This window comes from Kribbella sp. NPDC004536, assembly GCF_042873835.1.
GTDB lineage: Bacteria > Actinomycetota > Actinomycetes > Propionibacteriales > Kribbellaceae > Kribbella.
The window spans coordinates 1,077,718-1,094,515 of record NZ_JBIALY010000003.1 but is presented as its reverse complement, the minus strand read 5'-3'; the positions used below and the strand labels follow the sequence as shown (position 1 = coordinate 1,094,515).

General features: G+C 68.6%; 13 protein-coding genes. 3 read left to right on the top strand and 10 right to left on the bottom strand.

Annotated elements, in window-relative coordinates:
• The first annotated feature begins 1 nt into the window (after position 1).
• The gene (locus ACFYRU_RS30545) at positions 2 to 3,955 is read left to right on the top strand and encodes an alginate lyase family protein (protein WP_387664770.1); all 3,954 of its coding nucleotides are present in this window, start codon (positions 2 to 4) and stop codon (positions 3,953 to 3,955) included.
• Here ACFYRU_RS30545 and ACFYRU_RS30540 read toward each other — a convergent pair.
• The 5 genes from ACFYRU_RS30540 to ACFYRU_RS30520 all read right to left on the bottom strand — a co-directional run bounded on the left by ACFYRU_RS30540 (position 3,948) and on the right by ACFYRU_RS30520 (position 10,602).
• Positions 3,948 to 6,434, bottom strand: coding sequence for a glycoside hydrolase family 2 protein (locus ACFYRU_RS30540; RefSeq protein WP_387664768.1), 2,487 nt, complete (start codon positions 6,432 to 6,434; stop codon positions 3,948 to 3,950). The two genes, ACFYRU_RS30545 and ACFYRU_RS30540, sit on opposite strands and share 8 nt — an antisense overlap.
• Before the next feature lie 63 nt (positions 6,435 to 6,497).
• Positions 6,498 to 7,478 (bottom strand): LacI family DNA-binding transcriptional regulator, encoded by a 981-nt coding sequence (locus ACFYRU_RS30535; RefSeq protein WP_387664765.1) that lies wholly within the window; start codon positions 7,476 to 7,478, stop codon positions 6,498 to 6,500.
• Between the two features lie 68 nt (positions 7,479 to 7,546).
• Positions 7,547 to 8,380, bottom strand: a complete 834-nt coding sequence (locus tag ACFYRU_RS30530) for a carbohydrate ABC transporter permease (RefSeq protein WP_387664762.1) — start codon at positions 8,378 to 8,380, stop codon at positions 7,547 to 7,549.
• Positions 8,377 to 9,333 (bottom strand): carbohydrate ABC transporter permease, encoded by a 957-nt coding sequence (locus ACFYRU_RS30525; RefSeq protein ID WP_387664759.1) that lies wholly within the window; start codon positions 9,331 to 9,333, stop codon positions 8,377 to 8,379. Before ACFYRU_RS30525 ends, ACFYRU_RS30530 begins: the two co-directional genes overlap by 4 nt.
• A gap of 9 nt (positions 9,334 to 9,342) precedes the next feature.
• Positions 9,343 to 10,602 carry an ABC transporter substrate-binding protein gene (locus ACFYRU_RS30520; protein WP_387664755.1) on the bottom strand — a complete coding sequence of 420 codons (1,260 nt, stop codon included), beginning with the start codon at positions 10,600 to 10,602 and terminating at the stop codon, positions 9,343 to 9,345.
• 177 nt (positions 10,603 to 10,779) lie between these two features.
• Between ACFYRU_RS30520 and ACFYRU_RS30515 the strand changes: the two genes are divergently transcribed.
• A complete protein-coding gene (locus tag ACFYRU_RS30515) occupies positions 10,780 to 11,823 on the top strand; it encodes a LacI family DNA-binding transcriptional regulator (RefSeq protein WP_387664752.1) in 1,044 nt (347 codons plus the stop codon).
• A 10-nt stretch (positions 11,824 to 11,833) separates the two neighbouring features.
• On the top strand, positions 11,834 to 12,616 hold the full coding sequence (locus ACFYRU_RS30510) for a FadR/GntR family transcriptional regulator (RefSeq protein WP_387664750.1): 783 nt from the start codon (positions 11,834 to 11,836) through the stop codon (positions 12,614 to 12,616).
• Here the strand turns inward: ACFYRU_RS30510 and ACFYRU_RS30505 are convergent.
• The 5 genes from ACFYRU_RS30505 to ACFYRU_RS30485 form a co-directional block, all read right to left on the bottom strand.
• Entirely contained in the window at positions 12,601 to 13,449 is an 849-nt protein-coding gene (locus tag ACFYRU_RS30505) for an amidohydrolase family protein (RefSeq protein WP_387664747.1), read from the bottom strand. The genes ACFYRU_RS30510 and ACFYRU_RS30505 overlap by 16 nt on opposite strands.
• 80 nt (positions 13,450 to 13,529) lie before the next feature.
• Positions 13,530 to 13,772, bottom strand: a complete 243-nt coding sequence (locus tag ACFYRU_RS30500) for an L-rhamnose mutarotase (protein WP_387664745.1) — start codon at positions 13,770 to 13,772, stop codon at positions 13,530 to 13,532.
• The gene (locus ACFYRU_RS30495; protein WP_387664742.1) at positions 13,769 to 14,950 is read right to left on the bottom strand and encodes a mandelate racemase/muconate lactonizing enzyme family protein; all 1,182 of its coding nucleotides are present in this window, start codon (positions 14,948 to 14,950) and stop codon (positions 13,769 to 13,771) included. Before ACFYRU_RS30495 ends, ACFYRU_RS30500 begins: the two co-directional genes overlap by 4 nt.
• A 28-nt stretch (positions 14,951 to 14,978) precedes the next feature.
• The gene (locus ACFYRU_RS30490; protein WP_387664738.1) at positions 14,979 to 15,854 is read right to left on the bottom strand and encodes a carbohydrate ABC transporter permease; all 876 of its coding nucleotides are present in this window, start codon (positions 15,852 to 15,854) and stop codon (positions 14,979 to 14,981) included.
• Positions 15,855 to 15,856: 2 nt separating this feature from the next.
• On the bottom strand, positions 15,857 to 16,798 hold the full coding sequence (locus ACFYRU_RS30485) for a carbohydrate ABC transporter permease (RefSeq protein WP_387664735.1): 942 nt from the start codon (positions 16,796 to 16,798) through the stop codon (positions 15,857 to 15,859).

The following is a 16,798-nucleotide window of genomic DNA, read 5'->3' as shown; positions in this document are numbered from 1 at the left end:
GATGAGCAACGAGATCAATCGCCGCGGCTTCGTCGGTCTGACCGCCGGCCTCGCGGCCGTCACGGCAGTGCCGGTCTCACTGGTGGGAGCACCGACAGCCGCGGCCGCCGGAAACGGCGCGGCGGTGAACGCAGCCTTCGCCCACCCGGGCATCCTGCACAGCCAGGACGACCTCGACCGGATGCGGTCGGCGGTCGCCGCCCAGAGCGACCCGATCTGGTCCGGCTTCGGCGCACTCGCCGCGGATCCGCGGTCGGCCTACGACTACGCCGTACGGAACACCGGCCAGATCACGACCTGGGGCCGGGGCCCGTACAACTACCAGAACGAGGCTCCCGCGGACGCGGCGGCGGCCTATCAGAACGCGCTGATGTGGTACCTCACCCAGGACGTCCGGCACGCCGACAAGGCCCGCGACATCCTCGACGTCTGGGCGCGGACGCTGACCGGCATCACCGGCGCCGACGGCCAGTTGGGCGCGACCCTGCAGGGCTTCAAGCTCGCCAACGCCGCGGAGCTCCTGCGCCACAGCAACTACCAGGGCTGGGACGACGAGGCGTTCCGGCGCTGCCAGGAATCGTTGCGTGGCGTCTGGTACCGGGCGCAGTCCGGGTACGCACTCTTTGCCAACGGCAACTGGGATTCCGTGTTCCGCACAACCGCCGCGATCGCCGTACTGTGCGACGACCGGGTGATGTTCGAGGACGCGATGCGGTACGCCGCGCACGGCGCCGGCAACGGGAGCGTCACGCACCGGATCGTCAACACCGCTGGCCAAGGACAGGAAAGCGGCCGCGACCAGACCCACGAACAGCTCGCCCTCGCCATGCTCGCGGACGCCGCACAGGTCGCGTGGAACCAGGGCGTCGATCTCTACGGCTTCGCCGGCAACCGGATCCTGGCCAGCTACGAGTACGACGCGAAGTACAACCTCGGCAACAACGACGTGCCGTTCACGCCCGATCTCGATCGGACCGGCAAGTACATCCGGACGGTGATCAGCACGCTGGTCCGTGGGGTGAACCGCCCGATGTTCGAGCTCGCCTACGGGCATTACGTCTCGCGCCTGGGACTGACCGCACCCTTCACCGAGCAAGCCGTCTTCCGCGGCACGGGCGGCGCCCGTTTCGTCGAGGGCTACAACGAGGACCATCCCGGATTCGGGACCCTGACGTACGCGCGCCCGGCCGCCGCACAGACAACCCCGACGACCGCGCCGGGTGTCCCGACCGGACTGGCCGCGACCAACCAAGGCTCCGGGGTCCGGCTGTCGTGGATCGGGTCGGTCGAGCCGATCACCGCGACCGTCGCCGCGACGTACACGGTCTATCGCGCGAAGGACAACGGGACCTTCGGCGTGCTCGCCACCGGGCTCACCACGACGTCGTACACCGACCTGTCGGTGAAGGTCGGCGGGACGTACCACTACGCCGTGTCGGCGACCAACGCCGCGGGTACGAGTCAGCGGTCCTTCAGCGCATCGTCGACCGCCGGTCTGCCCGGGCTGTGGCGGGCCCGTGACGTCGGTGGACTACGTGGTGGCGCGACGACCTTCGACGGCGAGCGCTTCCTGCTGGACGACGGCGGTACCGACATCGGCGGTACGTCCGACAGCTTCCGCTTCGCATCGGTACCGCTGCGCGGCGACGGCGTCATCACCGCGCGCATCGTGCATCCGGTGAGTTCGCAGTACGCGAAGATCGGCGTGATGTTCCGCAGCACTCTCGACGGCGGCTCGCCGCATGCCGCGATGTTGCTGCAGGGTCTGCCGCTGTCCTCGTGGAGCGGGGTATGGACCACCCGAGCGGCCGCCGGCGGCCCGACGACGGCGACCGGAAGTACGCCGGTGTCCCCGGCCCAGCAACAGGCAATCACCACCGATGCCGGCTACCCCATCTCGAACATCGGCGTACTGCCGTCGTCGGCCACGCCGCTCCGCGCCCCGTACGTCGAGGCCGCCGGTGACGGCTACCGGCTGCGGATGCCGTACTGGGTCCGGCTGGAACGCAAGAACAACCGGTTCACCGGCTCGATGTCCCCGGACGGGGTCACCTGGACGGTCGTCGGGTCGACCGAACTCGACCTCGGCCAGAGCCTGTACGTGGGCCTCGCGCTCTGCTCGTGCCTCGGCGTCCGCGAGTCGTACGCCGAGACCGGAAGCGGAGCCTTCGACAACGTGACGGTCACAGGAGTCTGGACGGTACCGCCGCCGGTCGAGACGGTCACCGATCTGTCTGCCGTTGCCGGGAGCAATGCCGTGGAGCTGGCGTGGAGCTGCCCCGACCTCGCCGCCCGTTACACAGTCCTGCGGTCGGCCGGCGGCGCCTTCCAGGTCATCGCGACCGACGTAGCTCCGATCGGCTTCGGTGTACGCACGACCTACACAGACTCGACCGGAGTACCAGGCACCGCGTACCGGTATGCGGTCGCCAAGACGAACGTGAGCGGTCGCGGCCCGCTGTCGGCCGCCGCGACGGCGACCATGCCGAGTCCGGCCAGACCAGAGATCACCAATCCGGCGGAGGCCTTCGCGACCGTCGGGCAGCCGTTCGTGTTCCGCATCCAGGGCACCAACGAACCGACGTCGTACGCGGCCTCCGGTCTGCCCGACGGCCTGGTCGCCAACGCCACCACCGGTGCGATCACCGGGACGCCACGCGCCGCCGGCCGGTCGACGATCATCCTCTCCGCCGCGAACGCTGCGGGGCCGACGACGACGCCGTTGGACCTGACCGTCGGTGGGCAGTTGCCGTCCGGCTGGTCCGCCGCCGACATCGGCGACTACGTGCCGGACGAACGCCGGCTGGGGACGTACAGCGTCGTCGCGCTGCGCCGGCCCGGCAACACCGCCTATGACACCGGTGCCTTCACGGTTCGTGGCGCAGGCACCGACCTCAACGTGAACGGGCAAGGTATGACGGCCCACTACGCCTACACACAGGTCGAAGGCGACGCCACGTTCGTCGCGCGGATCAGCTCACGTGACAACGCCGGCGACGCCGACCAGGTCGGGCTGTTGATGCTCAAGTCGCTCTCACCGTTCGACCAGATGGCAGGCGCGTTCCTCGTCGGGAACGACTCCGGGACGAAGCAGTTCATCCGTCGGCTGCGGGTCGCCGCCGGTACGTCGACGTCTACCGGCAGCGGCGGCGCGCCGGTGCCGACCTGGCTGAAGCTCGAACGCAGCGGCAGCCGGTTCACGGCCTTCAGCTCCGCCGACGGTCAGACGTGGGCGTTGCTGGGACGGGATGCGATCCCGGCCTTCGGCAACGCGCCGTACTACGTCGGCCTCTCCGTCACCTCACGGGTCCCGCTCGAGCTGAACACGAGCGTCTTCGACAACATCACGATCACGCCGGGGGCCGACTCAATCTTCGATCATCCGGTCAGCGATCCGTACCGGACCTTCAGCTCGGCCCTCGCCACCACAGCGGAGTACGGGCAGTCCGGTACCGACCTCGCGATCAGAGGCGCCGGCGCGGATGCCTGGTCGACCGTCGATCAGTACAGCACGATCTACCGTCCGGGCGCGGTCCAGGACGGCGCGACCGTCACCGTCGCGGTCACGTACCAGGACGCCGTCGACAGCTGGACCAAGTCGGGCATCATCATCCGCAACGACCTCACCGGAGCCGGCAAGGCAGCTGGCTACCTCTTCCTTGCGGTCACCCCGAAGAACGGTGTCGCCCTGCAGTGGGACGGCAACGGCGACGGAGGTGTGGACAGCAACAAACAGACCGGTGGTACGCCGGTCTTCGCGACCTGGCTGCGGCTGACCCGCTCCGGCACGACGTTCACCGGTTCGTACTCGACCGACGGCAAGACCTGGACCGCTGTCGGTTCGGCCAACGTGCCGAGTGCCGCAGCGGTTCAGGACGCCGGCGTCTTCACCACCTCGCACTCGGCGTCCGGCGCCGCCGGCGAGGCCGATTTCAGCGACTTCACCATCAGCTGAGTGAGCCTCTGACGGTCAGGTTGCCCACGGCAAACACAGCCGCGGACTCGAACGGCTCCGCCGCGCGCAACCTGACCGTCGTGCTCTCCAGCCCTTGCTCCACCGCAACCGTGAGACCGAGTTGCCCGGCGGACAGCACGCCGACCTGCTGCCAATCGGCGTCCGCGCCCACCAACTCGACAGCGATCGGACCGGGCGCGGGCAGCCGGAGGTCGACCAGCACTTCCTCGACGCGCACCACCCGTTCCAGGTGAACCGACACCGACGGTGCCGCATCGCCGGGCGCGCTCTGCCACCAGGTTTCCGTACTGCCGTCGTTGACGTCCTGCGGTGGGTGTCCTGCCTCATGGCTCGTGGCACTCACCGGATTGCCGGTGCCGAAATCCGAAACGGGTGCGGTGACCGCTTTCACCTCGGGCGCCGTACGACGGACCTGGGCGGACTGCTCGTACGGCGGGCCGTCGGTGGTTTCGATGACCAGGGTCGCACTCCGCAGGCCTTCGGCCTCGGCGACGATGACGGTGCTGCCGGCGTGGTACGACCGGAAGAACGCCGCGGCCTGACCTTCCCGGATCGGGTTCGGGCCGTCGGGATCGAACGTCAGCTCCGACCCGGTGGCGAACTCCCCCGGCCCAGACGTGATGGTCAGCGTGACGGGAACGTCCACCGCCACGTGCTGACCGTCCACGCCGAGGACCGTCACCACGACATGGCTGTCGTCGGTTCCGTCCGAGCTCTCCAGAACGGTCTTGTCCGCGGTCAACGACAACGCCGCCGGAGGACCGGCCACCGGCCACGCGGGCGGCTCGATCCCGCGATAGGTGCTCCGGTACCAGTACCAGGACCGTTTGGGCAGCCGGGCGTAGTCCACGATGCCCATCGACCCCAGGAACTGCCCCGCGATGCTCCCGTGGTCGAAACCGCACCAGATCACCTCGCCGGAGCGCCAGGGGTGCCGCCACGGATACGGATCACCGTCGGTCGGCTGCTGCCGATGCGTCAGATCGCCCCAACCGGGCCCGTACTCACCGGGCCGGTGGGTGCTGGTCGAGCCGTACTCCGACACCAGGTTGGGGATCCCGGGATCCTCGAACAGCCAGGCGCCGTCACCGTTGTACCCGGCCAGGTCCCCGATCCGGTCGAGGTCGCCCCGCTGCACGCCGCCGACCGCGATCGGCCGGGTCGGGTCCAGCCGGCGGCCGAGTTCGACCAGCTCGGCGAGCAGCCGCCGGACCTGCGGCAGCGTCTCCGGATCGGTGAAGAACGCCTCGTTCCCGACGCTCCACACGATCACCGACGGATGGTTGCGGTTGGCAAGGATCATCTCGGTGAGCTGCGCCTTGCAGCTCTCGTCGAAGGCCGCCCAGTGGGACTCGTCGGTCGGGTACGCGCTGCCGCCCCAGGCCGACCCACCGGCCGGTCCGGTGCCCCAGAACGTTCCTTCGGACCAGACCAGGAGTCCGAGCTCGTCCGCGGTCGCGGCGAACGCCGGGTCGTGCGGATAGTGCGATCCACGGATGAAGTCGAAGCCCGCGTCCTTCATCAGCCGCAGGTCCCGCCGGATGGACCCGTTCGTGACCGCGTCGCCCCAGCCGGCCTGATCCTGGTGCACGTTCGCACCGAGCAGGTACCGCGAGCGGCCGTTCAGGCTGAAGCCCTGCTCGGCGTCGAAGCCGAAGTACCGGAAACCGAACGGCGTGACGAGTTCGTCCCGGACGATCCCGTCGGCCTGCTGAACGGTTGTCGTGACCGAGTAGAGGTTCGGCGTCTCCGGGCTCCACAACGCGACGGCGTCCTGCGGGTCGGCGGTCAGGACGACCCGGGTCACGCCCGGCGGGAACTTCTGTACGGCGCTCTCGGCGCGGCCGGCCGGTGCACCCGCAGGATCGAGCACCGTGATGCCGACGGACCCCGCGAACGGTTCCGCTGCCTGGTTCTCCACCTCCACCTCGACCTGCACGCGCCCGGCACCTTCCGCGAGTCCAGGCGTACTGATCGCGACACCGTTCCAGGCGACATGCACCTCGTCGACGATCTCCAGCCAGACGTCGCGGTACAGGCCGCCGGAGAAGACGTGCTCGCCGGCCCGCGGCGCCAGGGTCGGGTCCCACTCGTTGTCGACCCGTACGGCGATCAGGTTCGACCCGGCCCGCACCAGCTCGCTGGTGTCGACGACGAACCCGGTGTAACCGCCCCGATGCGTGCCTGCCTCGACACCGTTGACGTACACCTTCGCCTGCTGGAACGCCGCCTCGAACTCGAGCCGGACCCGCCGCCGTTCGAGCTGTTCCGCGGTGAGCACCAGCGTCTGCCGGTACCAGCCCGGGCCGGTGTAGAAGTCCGTCGACTGGAAGTACGGGATGCTGAACGAGTGCGGCAGGCCGACGCGCTCCCAACCGGAGTCGTCGTGATCGATACGTTCCGCACCGGACGGGTCGCCGACGACGAACCGCCAGTCTCGGTTGATGGTGTTTCGCACGGGCGCACCTTATTTGACCGGTCAAATCGGACGATCGACGCTAACCGACGGCGTCGCGCCGCGTCAACGCCGAGCTGATCGGGCGGTGCTGGCGCGGACGACGAGCTTCGGCGGCAGCGTCGTCACGCCGGATCGCCGCCGTCCGGTGCCGACGGCGCGGAGGAGCCGCGAGGTGGCCTCCTGCGCGAGCCGCTCGATCGGGAACGCGACGGTGGTCACCGGAGGATGCGCCTGCCCGCTCGCCTCGATGTCGTCGATGCTGACCAGAGAGAGGTCGTCGGGCACCCGCCGCCCGTGCTGCTTCGCCGCCTCGAGGACACCGAGCGCCAGCAGGTCGTGGGTCGCCATGATCGCGGTGACCTCGGCGGCACCGGCGAGCAGTGTGGCGGCCGCGTTGTACCCGCCGCGTTGCGAGGACTCCCGGGACGCCACGATCGCGGCGGGTTCCCGGCCGAGGCCGCGGCGCAGGCCGTCCAGCCGACGCTGGTGCGCCGGCAGATCACCGACCACACCCACCTGCCGATGGCCCAGTTGCCGCAGCTGCCGGCCGGCCAGGTAGCCCGCCTTCTCGTAGTCGAACGTGACGACGGTCGTGTCCTCGGGAATCTCGTTCTCCCACGCACACAGGACGAACGGAAGACCGGTCTCCCGGACGATCTCGAGCTGGCCGCCGACGTTGCCGTCGTCGGCCAGCAGCAGTCCGTCGATGGACCGTTGCCGCAGGCCCTCGAGTTTGCGGCGGGTCCGGTCCTGGTCGCCGTACGTCGTACCGACGACGAGGTTGTAGCCTTCCCCGTCCAGCGCGTTCTCGATCTGCTCGACCATTTCGGCGTAGAACGCACTGGTCAGCGTCGGTACGACCAGGCCGACGATCATCGTCTGCCCGGTCGCCAGCCCACGGGCCAGCAGGTTCGACCGGAAGCCGAGCTCCGCGACGGCCTTCTCCACCCGCGCGACCGTGTCCGGGGACACCACCGGCCGCTTGTTCACGACGTTCGACACGGTCTGCTTCGTGACGCCGGCGCGCAGGGCCACGTCCTTCATGGTGACCACGACCCACCCCCGCTCCGGTACCGGCGCCCGATCGCGCAATCCTAGCCGCCGGCACCGGATCAGCCCTTGAAGGCGCCGTCCATAATGCCGGTGACGAGACGCCGGCCGACGAAGACGAACAGCACCAGCAGCGGGACGGTGGCGAGGAACGAACCCGCCATCGCGAGGCCGAGGTCGACGACATAGCTGTTCTGCAAGGCCTTGATCGCGATCTGGGCGGTGTACATCTCCGGCGACTTGAGGATGATGAACGGCCAGAGGAAGTCGTTCCAGGCGGTGACGAAGCCGAGCAGGCCGAGCACGAACGCGGCCGGGCGGACCAGCGGGAACGCGATCTGCCAGAAGATCTGCCAGGAGTTCGCGCCGTCGATCCGGGCCGCCTGGAGCAGTTCGTCGGACACCGTCGACGAGATGTGCTGACGCATCCAGAAGATGCCGAAGGCGCTGGCCAGTCCGGGCACGATCAACGCCTGCAGGGTGTCCACCCAGCCGAGCTTGGACATGATCATGTACTGCGGGATGACGGCGAGCTGGGTCGGCACGGTCATCGTGAGGACGACGATCGTGAACAACGTGTTCCGGCCCGGGAACCGCAGCTTGGCGAACGCGAACCCGGCCAGCGCGCAGAGCACGCCTTGCCCGGCCCCGATCGCGACCGCGACCGCGGCGCTGTTGACCAGCGACCGCACGAACGGCACCGTACTGAAGACCAGCCCGGCGAGGTGGAACAGATTCTCGCCGGGCACGATGCGGGGCGGCATCTTGTAGGCGGTGGCGGAGTCGTTGGACGCGACCACGAACATCCAGTACAGCGGGAAGACTGCGATCACCACGGCGGCGATCAGCAGGACGTAGACCCACCAGGGCACGCGGTCGATCCGGCGGCGCATCATGACTTCTCCCGGCGGAAGCGGGTGGAGAGCAGGAAGTTGATCAGGGCGAACCCGACGACGAGGACGAACAACGTGACTCCGATCGCCGCGCCGTACCCGAACTTGAACTGGCCGAAGCCCTGCTCGAACAGGAACAACGTCAGCGTCTGGCACTGCCGGATCGGTCCGCAGGTCAGCGGCGCGCTCCGGGACACCAGCAACGGCTCGGTGAAGATCTGCAGGCCGCCGATCGTCGACGTCACGATCGTGAACACGATGACCGGGCGCAGCGACGGGATCGTGATGAAGCGGAACTGTTTCCAGTTGCCCGCCCCGTCGACCGATGCCGCCTCGTAGATGTCACGCGAGATCGCTTGCAGTGAAGCGAGATAGAGCAGCGTGGTGTATCCGGTCCAGCGCCAGATCACCATCGTCGCGATCATCAGCTGACTGCCCCAGGTGGACTGGACGAAGTCGATCGGCCCGGCGCCGACCAGGTGCAGCAGCCAGTTGAGCAACCCGTAGTCGCGGTCGAACAGCTGCGCGAACACGATGGTCGTCGCGGCCACCGACGTGATGTACGGGACCAGCATCGACATCCGGAACAGTGTCGGCAGCCGCAGCCGGGCATGGTTCAGCAGGTGCGCGAGGCCGAGCGCGATCAGCAACTGGGGCACGGTGGACAGCACCCAGATGCTGATCGTGTTCTGCACCGCGTTCCAGAATCGCGTGTCGTGGAACAGCCGGACGAAGTTGTCCAGTCCTACGAACGTGTGCGCACCGACCGGGTTCCAGTCGAACAGCGCGACGTAGAAGGTGAACAACAGCGGGAACAGGCCGAACACGGTGAAGATCAGGAAGAACGGCGCGATGTAGGCGTACGGCGCGACGCGCTCGCCGACGCTTTCGCGCACCCGGCGCCGCGCCGTCGGCGGCGCGGCCGGTGCCCGCGGGGCGGTGAGGGTACTGGCCATCGGGTCGCCCTACTTCCCGATGGCGGTCTTGATGTTCTTCAGCGCGGTGTCCCAGGCCGTCGCCGGATCGCCCTTGCCCTGCTCGACGTTGGTGATCGCGTTCAGGAACTCCTGCCCGATGGCCGCGCTGTCGGGGCCGATGTAGAACGGCTTCAGACCCAGCAGCGAGTCGGTGTAGATCTTGCCGGTCGGAGCGTCCGAGAAGAACGGATCCTTGTGCGAGGTCAGCTGCGGGTCCTTGTAGACGCCCGGCGTCGAGGGCAGCGAACCCGAGTCGACGTAGTGCGCGAGCTGCGACTGCGGCGACTGCATCTCCTTGATGTAGTCCCAGGCCGCCTTCGGGTTCTTGGCGTTCTTCGGGATCGCCAGGTAGCTGCCACCCCAGTTGCCGGCGCCGCCCGGAATCGTGGCGACGTCCCACTTCCCCTTGGTAGTAGGCGCGTTCGTCCGGATGCTACCGAGCAGCCAGGACGGCGCTGCGACGACGGCGAAGTCGCCCTTGGTCATTGCTGCCGACCAGCCCTCGGTGAACGAGTTGAGCTTGGCCGTGATGCCGGCCTGTGTCGCGGCCAACCCGTAGTCGAACGCACGCCGCACCTGCGGGCTGCGGTCGTAGGCCAGGTTGCGGTCCGCGTCGTAGTACTTCTCGTCACCCTGGTTGACGGCCTGGTAGAAGACACTCGTCCCGGCGTTGTCCACGAAGGCCTTGCCGGTCGCAGCCTTGTACTGCTTGCCGACCTCGATGAACTTGTCCCAGGTCGGCCACAACTTGCTGACCGCGGCCCGGTCCGTCGGCAGCTTGGCGGCCGCGAACAGATCCTTGCGGTAGGCAATCGCCAGACCGCCCACGTCGGTGGGCACGCCGAGCACGGAGCCGTCCTGCGCGACGCTCTGCGACCAGACCCAGTCCAGGTAGTCCTTCTTCATGTCGTCCGCGCCGAGGCTGCGCAGATCGGCGAAGTTCTGCGGCTGCTGGACGAACTTCGGCAGGTCGTCGCCCTGGATCAGCACCAGGTCCGGAACCTTGCCACCGGCAAGCGCCGTGGTCAGCGCCTGCGCCGTCTCCGTCGAGGTGCCGACCTCGGTCAGCTTGATGTGAATGTCGGGATGCTTCTTCTGGTACTCCTCGACCGCGGCTTTCTGGTTGATCCCGGAGAAGGACCAGAAGTCGAAGGACTTCTCGTCCTTCGCGCCGGAATCGCTGCCCGAACAGCCGGAGACGACCAACGCGGCAGCAGCCGCGACGGCCAAGACAAGACGAAACTTCACGGGCGAACCTCCCGGATCGAGCGAACGCTAGGGGGCAGTCAAGTCCGAAAATTTCGGAGACACTGCCGATCATTGCGGGAACTGTAGAACCGCGCCCTGACGGGGTCAACAGGTCGTTTCGAGATTCCCACCGAAACATCCGGAGACCGCTGGAGGCCCGCGGCTAAACTCGCCGCCATGACCGCTAGCAGCGACTCCGCGGCCGGCCCGTCGGGCGGGGCGATGACCGTCGCCCAGATCGCCGAGCTCGCCGGTGTCTCGGTCCCGACCGTGTCCCGGGTGATCAACGGTCAGTCCGACGTCTCCCCCACCACGCGTGCGCTGGTCGAGGACATCATTCGTACACACGGGTTCCGGCGGCTGAAGAAGCCCGGCACCAAGGCGGCGCTGGTCGAGTTGGTGTTCCACGAACTCGCGGGTGCGTACGCGATGGAAGTGATCAAGGGCGTCGAACGGGTGGCCGGCGAGAACGGGCTGGCCGTCGTACTGTCCGAGATGCACGGCCACACGCCAGGCCGTGGCTGGATCGAAGGCGTGCTCGCCCGCCGGCCTGTCGGAGTCATCGCGGTGTTCTCCGGGCTCACCCCCGCGCAGAGCGATCAGATCCACAGCCGCGACATCCCGTTCGTACTGGTCGACCCCACCGGCGACCCCGGCCACGAGTTCCCGTCGGTTGTCGCCAGCAACTGGAGCGGCGGGTTCTCCGCCACCCGCCACCTGCTCGAACTCGGCCACCGGCGGATCGCCACCATCACCGGACCGACCCGGATGCTGTCCAGCCGGGCCAGGCTGGACGGCTACCGGGCAGCCCTCGACGACGCCGGTACGCCGATCGCGCCCGACCTGATCTGCGAAGGAACGTTCCAAGCGGAGGACGGCCTGACCCACGGGCGGGTCCTGCTGGCCCGGCCGGACCGGCCGACGGCGATCTTCACCCACAACGACCTGCAGGCCTTCGGCGTGTACCGTGCGGCCGCCGAGGCGGGACTGCGGATCCCCGACGACCTCAGCGTCGTCGGGTTCGACGACCTGCCGGTCACCGGCTGGGTCACGCCGCCGCTGACCACGATCCGGCAACCGCTGACCGAAATGGCCGCGGCCGCGGCGAACCTGGTCCTCACCCTCGACCGCGGCGAGCCGCTCCCCCACCAACGCCTGGAACTCGCCACCGAACTCGTCGTCCGCGGCAGCACCGCACCCGTCCCGGGCGGCGCTCGGTAAGATCATACGTATGGCGAAAGAGGCGCTGCCCGCGACGGAGTTGCTGATCCCACGGCGGCTGCCGGTGGGACGGCTCGGGGTCTCGGTGGTGGCCGAGCTCGTCGACCTGATCGTGACCGGCCGGTTGAAGGAAGGCGATCTGCTGCCTCCGGAGGTGCCGTTGAGCGAGCACTTCGGGGTCAGCCGGACGGTGCTGCGCGAGTCGGTGAAGCGCCTCGAGGAGAAGGGCCTGGTCACCGTCTCGCAAGGCCGGGGCACCCAGGTCCGGGCGCCGGGGTACTGGAACATGCTCGACCCGGTGGTGCTGTCGGCACTGATCGACAACGACGAAAGCCTCGGCGTCCTGGACGAGTTGACGATCGTCCGCGCGAGCCTCGAGTCGGCGATGGCGGGTGCGGTCGCCGCATCGCACAGCGCGGACGAGCTCCGGCGGCTGGAGAACGCGCTGACGGCGATGCGGGAGAGCGAGTCGGAGACCGACTCGTTCCGGCAGGCGGACGTGATCTTCCACTACGCCGTCATGGAGATCTCCGGCAACCAGTTGGCGGAGAACATCGCCAAGCACGTCTACAAGCGAGCCGTGGAGTCCAGCCGGTACCAGGGCATCAACCCGCCCGACGCGGTGGCCGTCACCCTCGACGAGCATGAGGCGATCGTGAAGGCGATCGCCCGCAACGACGTGGCCGCCGCCGAGAAGGCGATGCACGACCACATCCACGGCTCGTGGGAGCGCCGGCGGCTTCCGGACCACGCGCCCCGTCCGCGCGGCCGGAAACGTCAACGCAAGCAGTAGATCTCGGTCGCGGTGCCGCCGAACACCCGTTGCCGTTCGGCCTCCGTCAGTTCCGACAGCAGGCTGTCGACAGCAGACCTCCAGGGCACCGCCCCGCCGCCGAGCTCGGCGAGCGGCCAGTCCGAACCGTAGAGCAGGCGCTCGGGCCCGAACGCCTCGAGGGCAACGGTCACCCGGTCCTCGAGATCCGCCGCCCGCCAGGAACCCGGGGCCAGTCCCGACGAGAGGCCCGACACCTTCGCGACGACGTTCGGCCGGCGAGCCAACTCCCGCAGGCCGGCCGCCCAGGCGCTGATGTCCTGGCCAGGAGGCGGCGGACCGCCCAGGTGGTCGAGTACGAAGCGCAGCCCCTCGTGCCGGCCGCTGACCAGCGCGGCTTGCCCGAGCTGCCACTCGCGAACGACGAGGTCGAAGCACAGCCCCGCACGCCCGAGTGCGTCCAGGCCGGCCGCGACGTCGTCCCGCAACAGCCACTCGGGATCCGGATCGACGTGCACCAGATGCCGTACGCCGACAACCGGAACTGTCGCGTCCCCGCGGATCCGGTCGAGCTGTGGACCGATGCCCGCGGTGAGATCGACCCACCCGACCACGCCCGCGACCACCGACGGCTCCAGCCGGGCCAGCCGGACGCTCTCCGCCAGGCTGTTGCTCGACTGGACCACGACCGCGCGGTCGAGTCCTGTCGAGGCGAGCATGCCTTTCAGGTCCGGCGTACCGAAGTCGCGGGCGATCGGTGCCATCGTGTCCGGATCGATCCACTCCTGCGGATCCAGAGCCCGGTCCCACAGGTGCACGTGGGCGTCGATGCCCGCCGTCACTCGAGGTGCCAAACTTCGTCCACAGGCTGCCACAACGCGCCGGGATTGCGTTCCTCGGCGATCCGCACCTGGCAGGGATCGGTGTGCGTCCATCACTCCTGCGACACCGGGTCGTCCGCGATCCGCTGCATGTCCGCGTCGTGATCCTCGCCGACGTACTCGTAGTACGCGAACAGGATGTCGCCGAAGACGAAGATGCTGTAGTTGCGGATGTTGCACTCGACGAGCTTCTGCTCGACACCCGGCCAGACGGCGCTGTGCAGCGTCAGGTACTCCTCGCGCTTCTCGGGTCGTACGCCGACGACGAACGCCCGGCGTTCCGGTGCGCGCGTCACGAGACCGGCCTCAGCGGTACCGCCGGCACGTCGATCACGTCGGGCTCGGCGACCAGCCGCAGCGCGGCCCGTTCCGGACGGATGTGCGGGCCGGTCACCGCGGGCAGGACCTCCGCGGAGCTGGCCGGTGCGAGCCGGCTCTCGTCCACGACGATGCCGAGGCCGGGGCGGTCGCCGAGGACGATCCCGCCGTCGGCGAACTCCTGGTCGACGTCCAGACCCACCGGGAAGTGCAGGTCCTGGACCTCGTACGTCAGCAGGTTCGGTACGGCGGCCGCCGCGTGCGCGATCGGGTTCGTGTTGTACGCGACCGGGCTGACCGGGAGGTCGTGACCGTGCGCCAGCGTCGCCACCCGGAGGAAGTGGGTGATGCCCCAGACGTTGCCGACCTGGACGACGTCCAGGGCGCCGGCGTCGAGCAGCGGCCGGTACTGCTCGAGCCCGGTCAGGTTCTCGCCGCTCGCGATCGCCGCGCGGACCTTTCCGCGCAGCGCAGCCAGTCCGGCCGCGTCCCACCTGCGCAGCGGCTCCTCGACCCAGGTCAGGTCCAGCCGCTCCTCGATCGCCGCCACGTACCGGGCGGCCTGGGCCTGGTTCCACGCCTCGTTGGCGTCGAACATCAGCGCGGGCCGGCGGGAGTTGCGGCTGAGCGTCTCGCGGACGATCTCCAGCCGGGGCAGGTCCCGGTCGAGGTCGCGGCCGCCCTTGAGCTTGCCGGCCTTGAACCCGCGCTCCGCGAACCGGCCGTACAGTCCGGCCAGTTCCTCGTCGGTCAGGCCGTACTCGAGACCGGAGGCGTACCCGGGGACGAAGCGTTCGCGGGCCCCGAGCATCCGCCAGAGCGGTTCCCCGGCGGCCTTGGCCTTGATGTCCCACAGCGCGATGTCGATCGCTCCGATGGTGCCGAACACCGGCCCGGAATGGCCGGTCTTGAACACCCAGTCGAGCATCCGGTCGTACAGCGCCACGACCGACCGGGGATCCTCGCCGTCGACGGCGGGGAACACCCGCGCGATGTCGCTGTGCGGGCCGACGCCGACACCTTCGATCCCGGCGTCGGTCTCGATGATCAGGACGGGTACCGGTGTGGTGTCACCGTTCTGTACGCCGTTGACGTCGCCGGTGACTCTCCCCCAGTCGTGAACCGTGCTCAGACTGCGGTATCCGGTGATCTTCATACGTGGTTCTCCTTGAGTGCAGGGGCGGTCATTCCTTGGTTCCTCCGGCGGTCATCCCCTCGACGAGGAACCGTTGGGAGAAGAGGAAGACGATCAGTACCGGCAGCACCGACACGACGGTTGCCAGCGCCAGGGTGGGCAGCTGGACCGATTCGGAGCCGGCGGAGCTCGGGTTGAACGCGGGGGTCGCGGCGAGCAGCGAGGTGAGGCCGACCTGGACGGGGTAACCGTCGCTGGACGGCAGCATCACGAACGGCAGGAAGAAGTTGTTCCAGTTCTGCACGAAGCTGAAGAAGGCGACCAGCGCGACGATCGGCGCGCCCAGCGGCAGTGCGATCCGGGCGAAGACCTGGAGCTCGCTGCAGCCGTCGATCCGGGCCGCGGCGAGCAGGTCCCGCGGGATGCTCGTCGAGAAGTAGATGTAGGTGAGGTAGACGCCGAACGGGAAGAACGACATCGGCAGGATCACCGACAGCGGACTCCCGATCAGCCCGATGCTGTTCAGCTCCAGGAAGATCGGCAGCACCAGCGCAGTACTCGGGATCAGCATCACGACCAGAGTCAGCACCAGGAGGGCTCTGCGCAGCTTGAACTCGGTGAGCGCCAGGGCGTACCCGGCAGGGATGCTGACCAGCAAGGTGATCACCAGAGCGCCGATCGCGTAGACGGCGGAGTTGCCGATCCAGGTCGTGACCGCGCCGTCCTGGAAACCGAACAACTGGTGCCAGTTGGCGGCGAAGTCGTGCCACGACCCGACCGAGAACGGGTTCGAAACGGTCAGCGCATGGGCGGACTTGGTCACCGACAACAGCAGCCACACGATCGGTATGGCGAAGAAGAACACGAACAGGATCACCACGGCACCCGCGACGACGCGCCCGCTCCATCCTCGGAGGTTGGACATACTCATTCCTTCTCGAAAAGGCCACCGCGGGTCACGAACACCCACGACAGCAGCAGCGCGACGACCAGCAGGATGAGTGAGATGGCGGCAGCGCCGTTGAAGTCGTTCTGCTGGAACGCGTACTGGTAGGCGAGCTGGTTCAGCGAGTAGTCGTTCGGGACCACGGCGTTGCTCGCCTGGCTGAGCAGCTGCGGCTCGACGAACAACTGGGTGCCGGCGGCAAGCGACATGACGCCCATGTACGCGATCCACTTGCGCAGCAGCGGAAGCTGGATCCGCAGCGCGATCTGGACCGCGTTCGCGCCGTCGACCTGAGCCGCTTCGAGCATCTCGGTGCTGATGTTGTTCAGCGCGCCGTACATGATCACGATCCACCCGCCGGCGCCGGTCCAGAACGCGATGATCGCGAAGATCGCCGGCAGGTGCCCGGGCTGGATGACCGCCACGAAACTGCCGAACCCGAACGCCCGCAGCAGCCCGCTGACCGGACTGGCGGTGGGATCGAGGACGAACAGCCAGAGCAGGACGCTCGACGCGCCCGCCAGCGCACCCGGCAGGTAGTACACGAAGCGCAGGGCGGTGCTCGCCCAGCGGACCCGGACGGCGTGGACCAGCAACGACAGGCCGACGACGAAGACCACCAGGCCGACGAGCCAGATGACCAGGTACAGGGTCACGTGCAGCACGGCAGGCCAGAACCGGAAGTCCCCGACGACCTTGGTGAAGTTGCCGGCGCCGGCGAATCCGCCGTCGGCGTTGGTGAACGCCAGCACGACCGCGTACAGCGAAGGAAAGACGCCGAAGGCCAGGGCGAGCAGCGCGTAGAGCGACACGAACAGGTAGCCGATCGGCGTGCGACCAGGTGCCCGGCCCGCGGGCCGGACCGGCCGCCGGCGTCCGGGGACGCCGGCGGCCAGCTGGTCGCTCGGTGGAGCGATGGTCAT

Excerpts from the sequence above, each read along its gene's own strand:
- ACFYRU_RS30490 (WP_387664738.1), bottom strand. The coding sequence starts at position 15,854 with ATGTCCAACCTCCGAGGATGGAGCGGGCGCGTCGTCGCGGGTGCCGTG.
- ACFYRU_RS30525 (WP_387664759.1), bottom strand. The coding sequence starts at position 9,333 with ATGGCCAGTACCCTCACCGCCCCGCGGGCACCGGCCGCGCCGCCGACG.
- ACFYRU_RS30515 (WP_387664752.1), top strand. The coding sequence starts at position 10,780 with ATGACCGCTAGCAGCGACTCCGCGGCCGGCCCGTCGGGCGGGGCGATG.
- ACFYRU_RS30545 (WP_387664770.1), top strand. The coding sequence starts at position 2 with ATGAGCAACGAGATCAATCGCCGCGGCTTCGTCGGTCTGACCGCCGGC.
- ACFYRU_RS30485 (WP_387664735.1), bottom strand. The coding sequence starts at position 16,798 with ATGACCATCGCTCCACCGAGCGACCAGCTGGCCGCCGGCGTCCCCGGA.
- ACFYRU_RS30510 (WP_387664750.1), top strand. The coding sequence starts at position 11,834 with ATGGCGAAAGAGGCGCTGCCCGCGACGGAGTTGCTGATCCCACGGCGG.
- ACFYRU_RS30535 (WP_387664765.1), bottom strand. The coding sequence starts at position 7,478 with ATGAAGGACGTGGCCCTGCGCGCCGGCGTCACGAAGCAGACCGTGTCG.
- ACFYRU_RS30495 (WP_387664742.1), bottom strand. The coding sequence starts at position 14,950 with ATGAAGATCACCGGATACCGCAGTCTGAGCACGGTTCACGACTGGGGG.
- ACFYRU_RS30530 (WP_387664762.1), bottom strand. The coding sequence starts at position 8,380 with ATGATGCGCCGCCGGATCGACCGCGTGCCCTGGTGGGTCTACGTCCTG.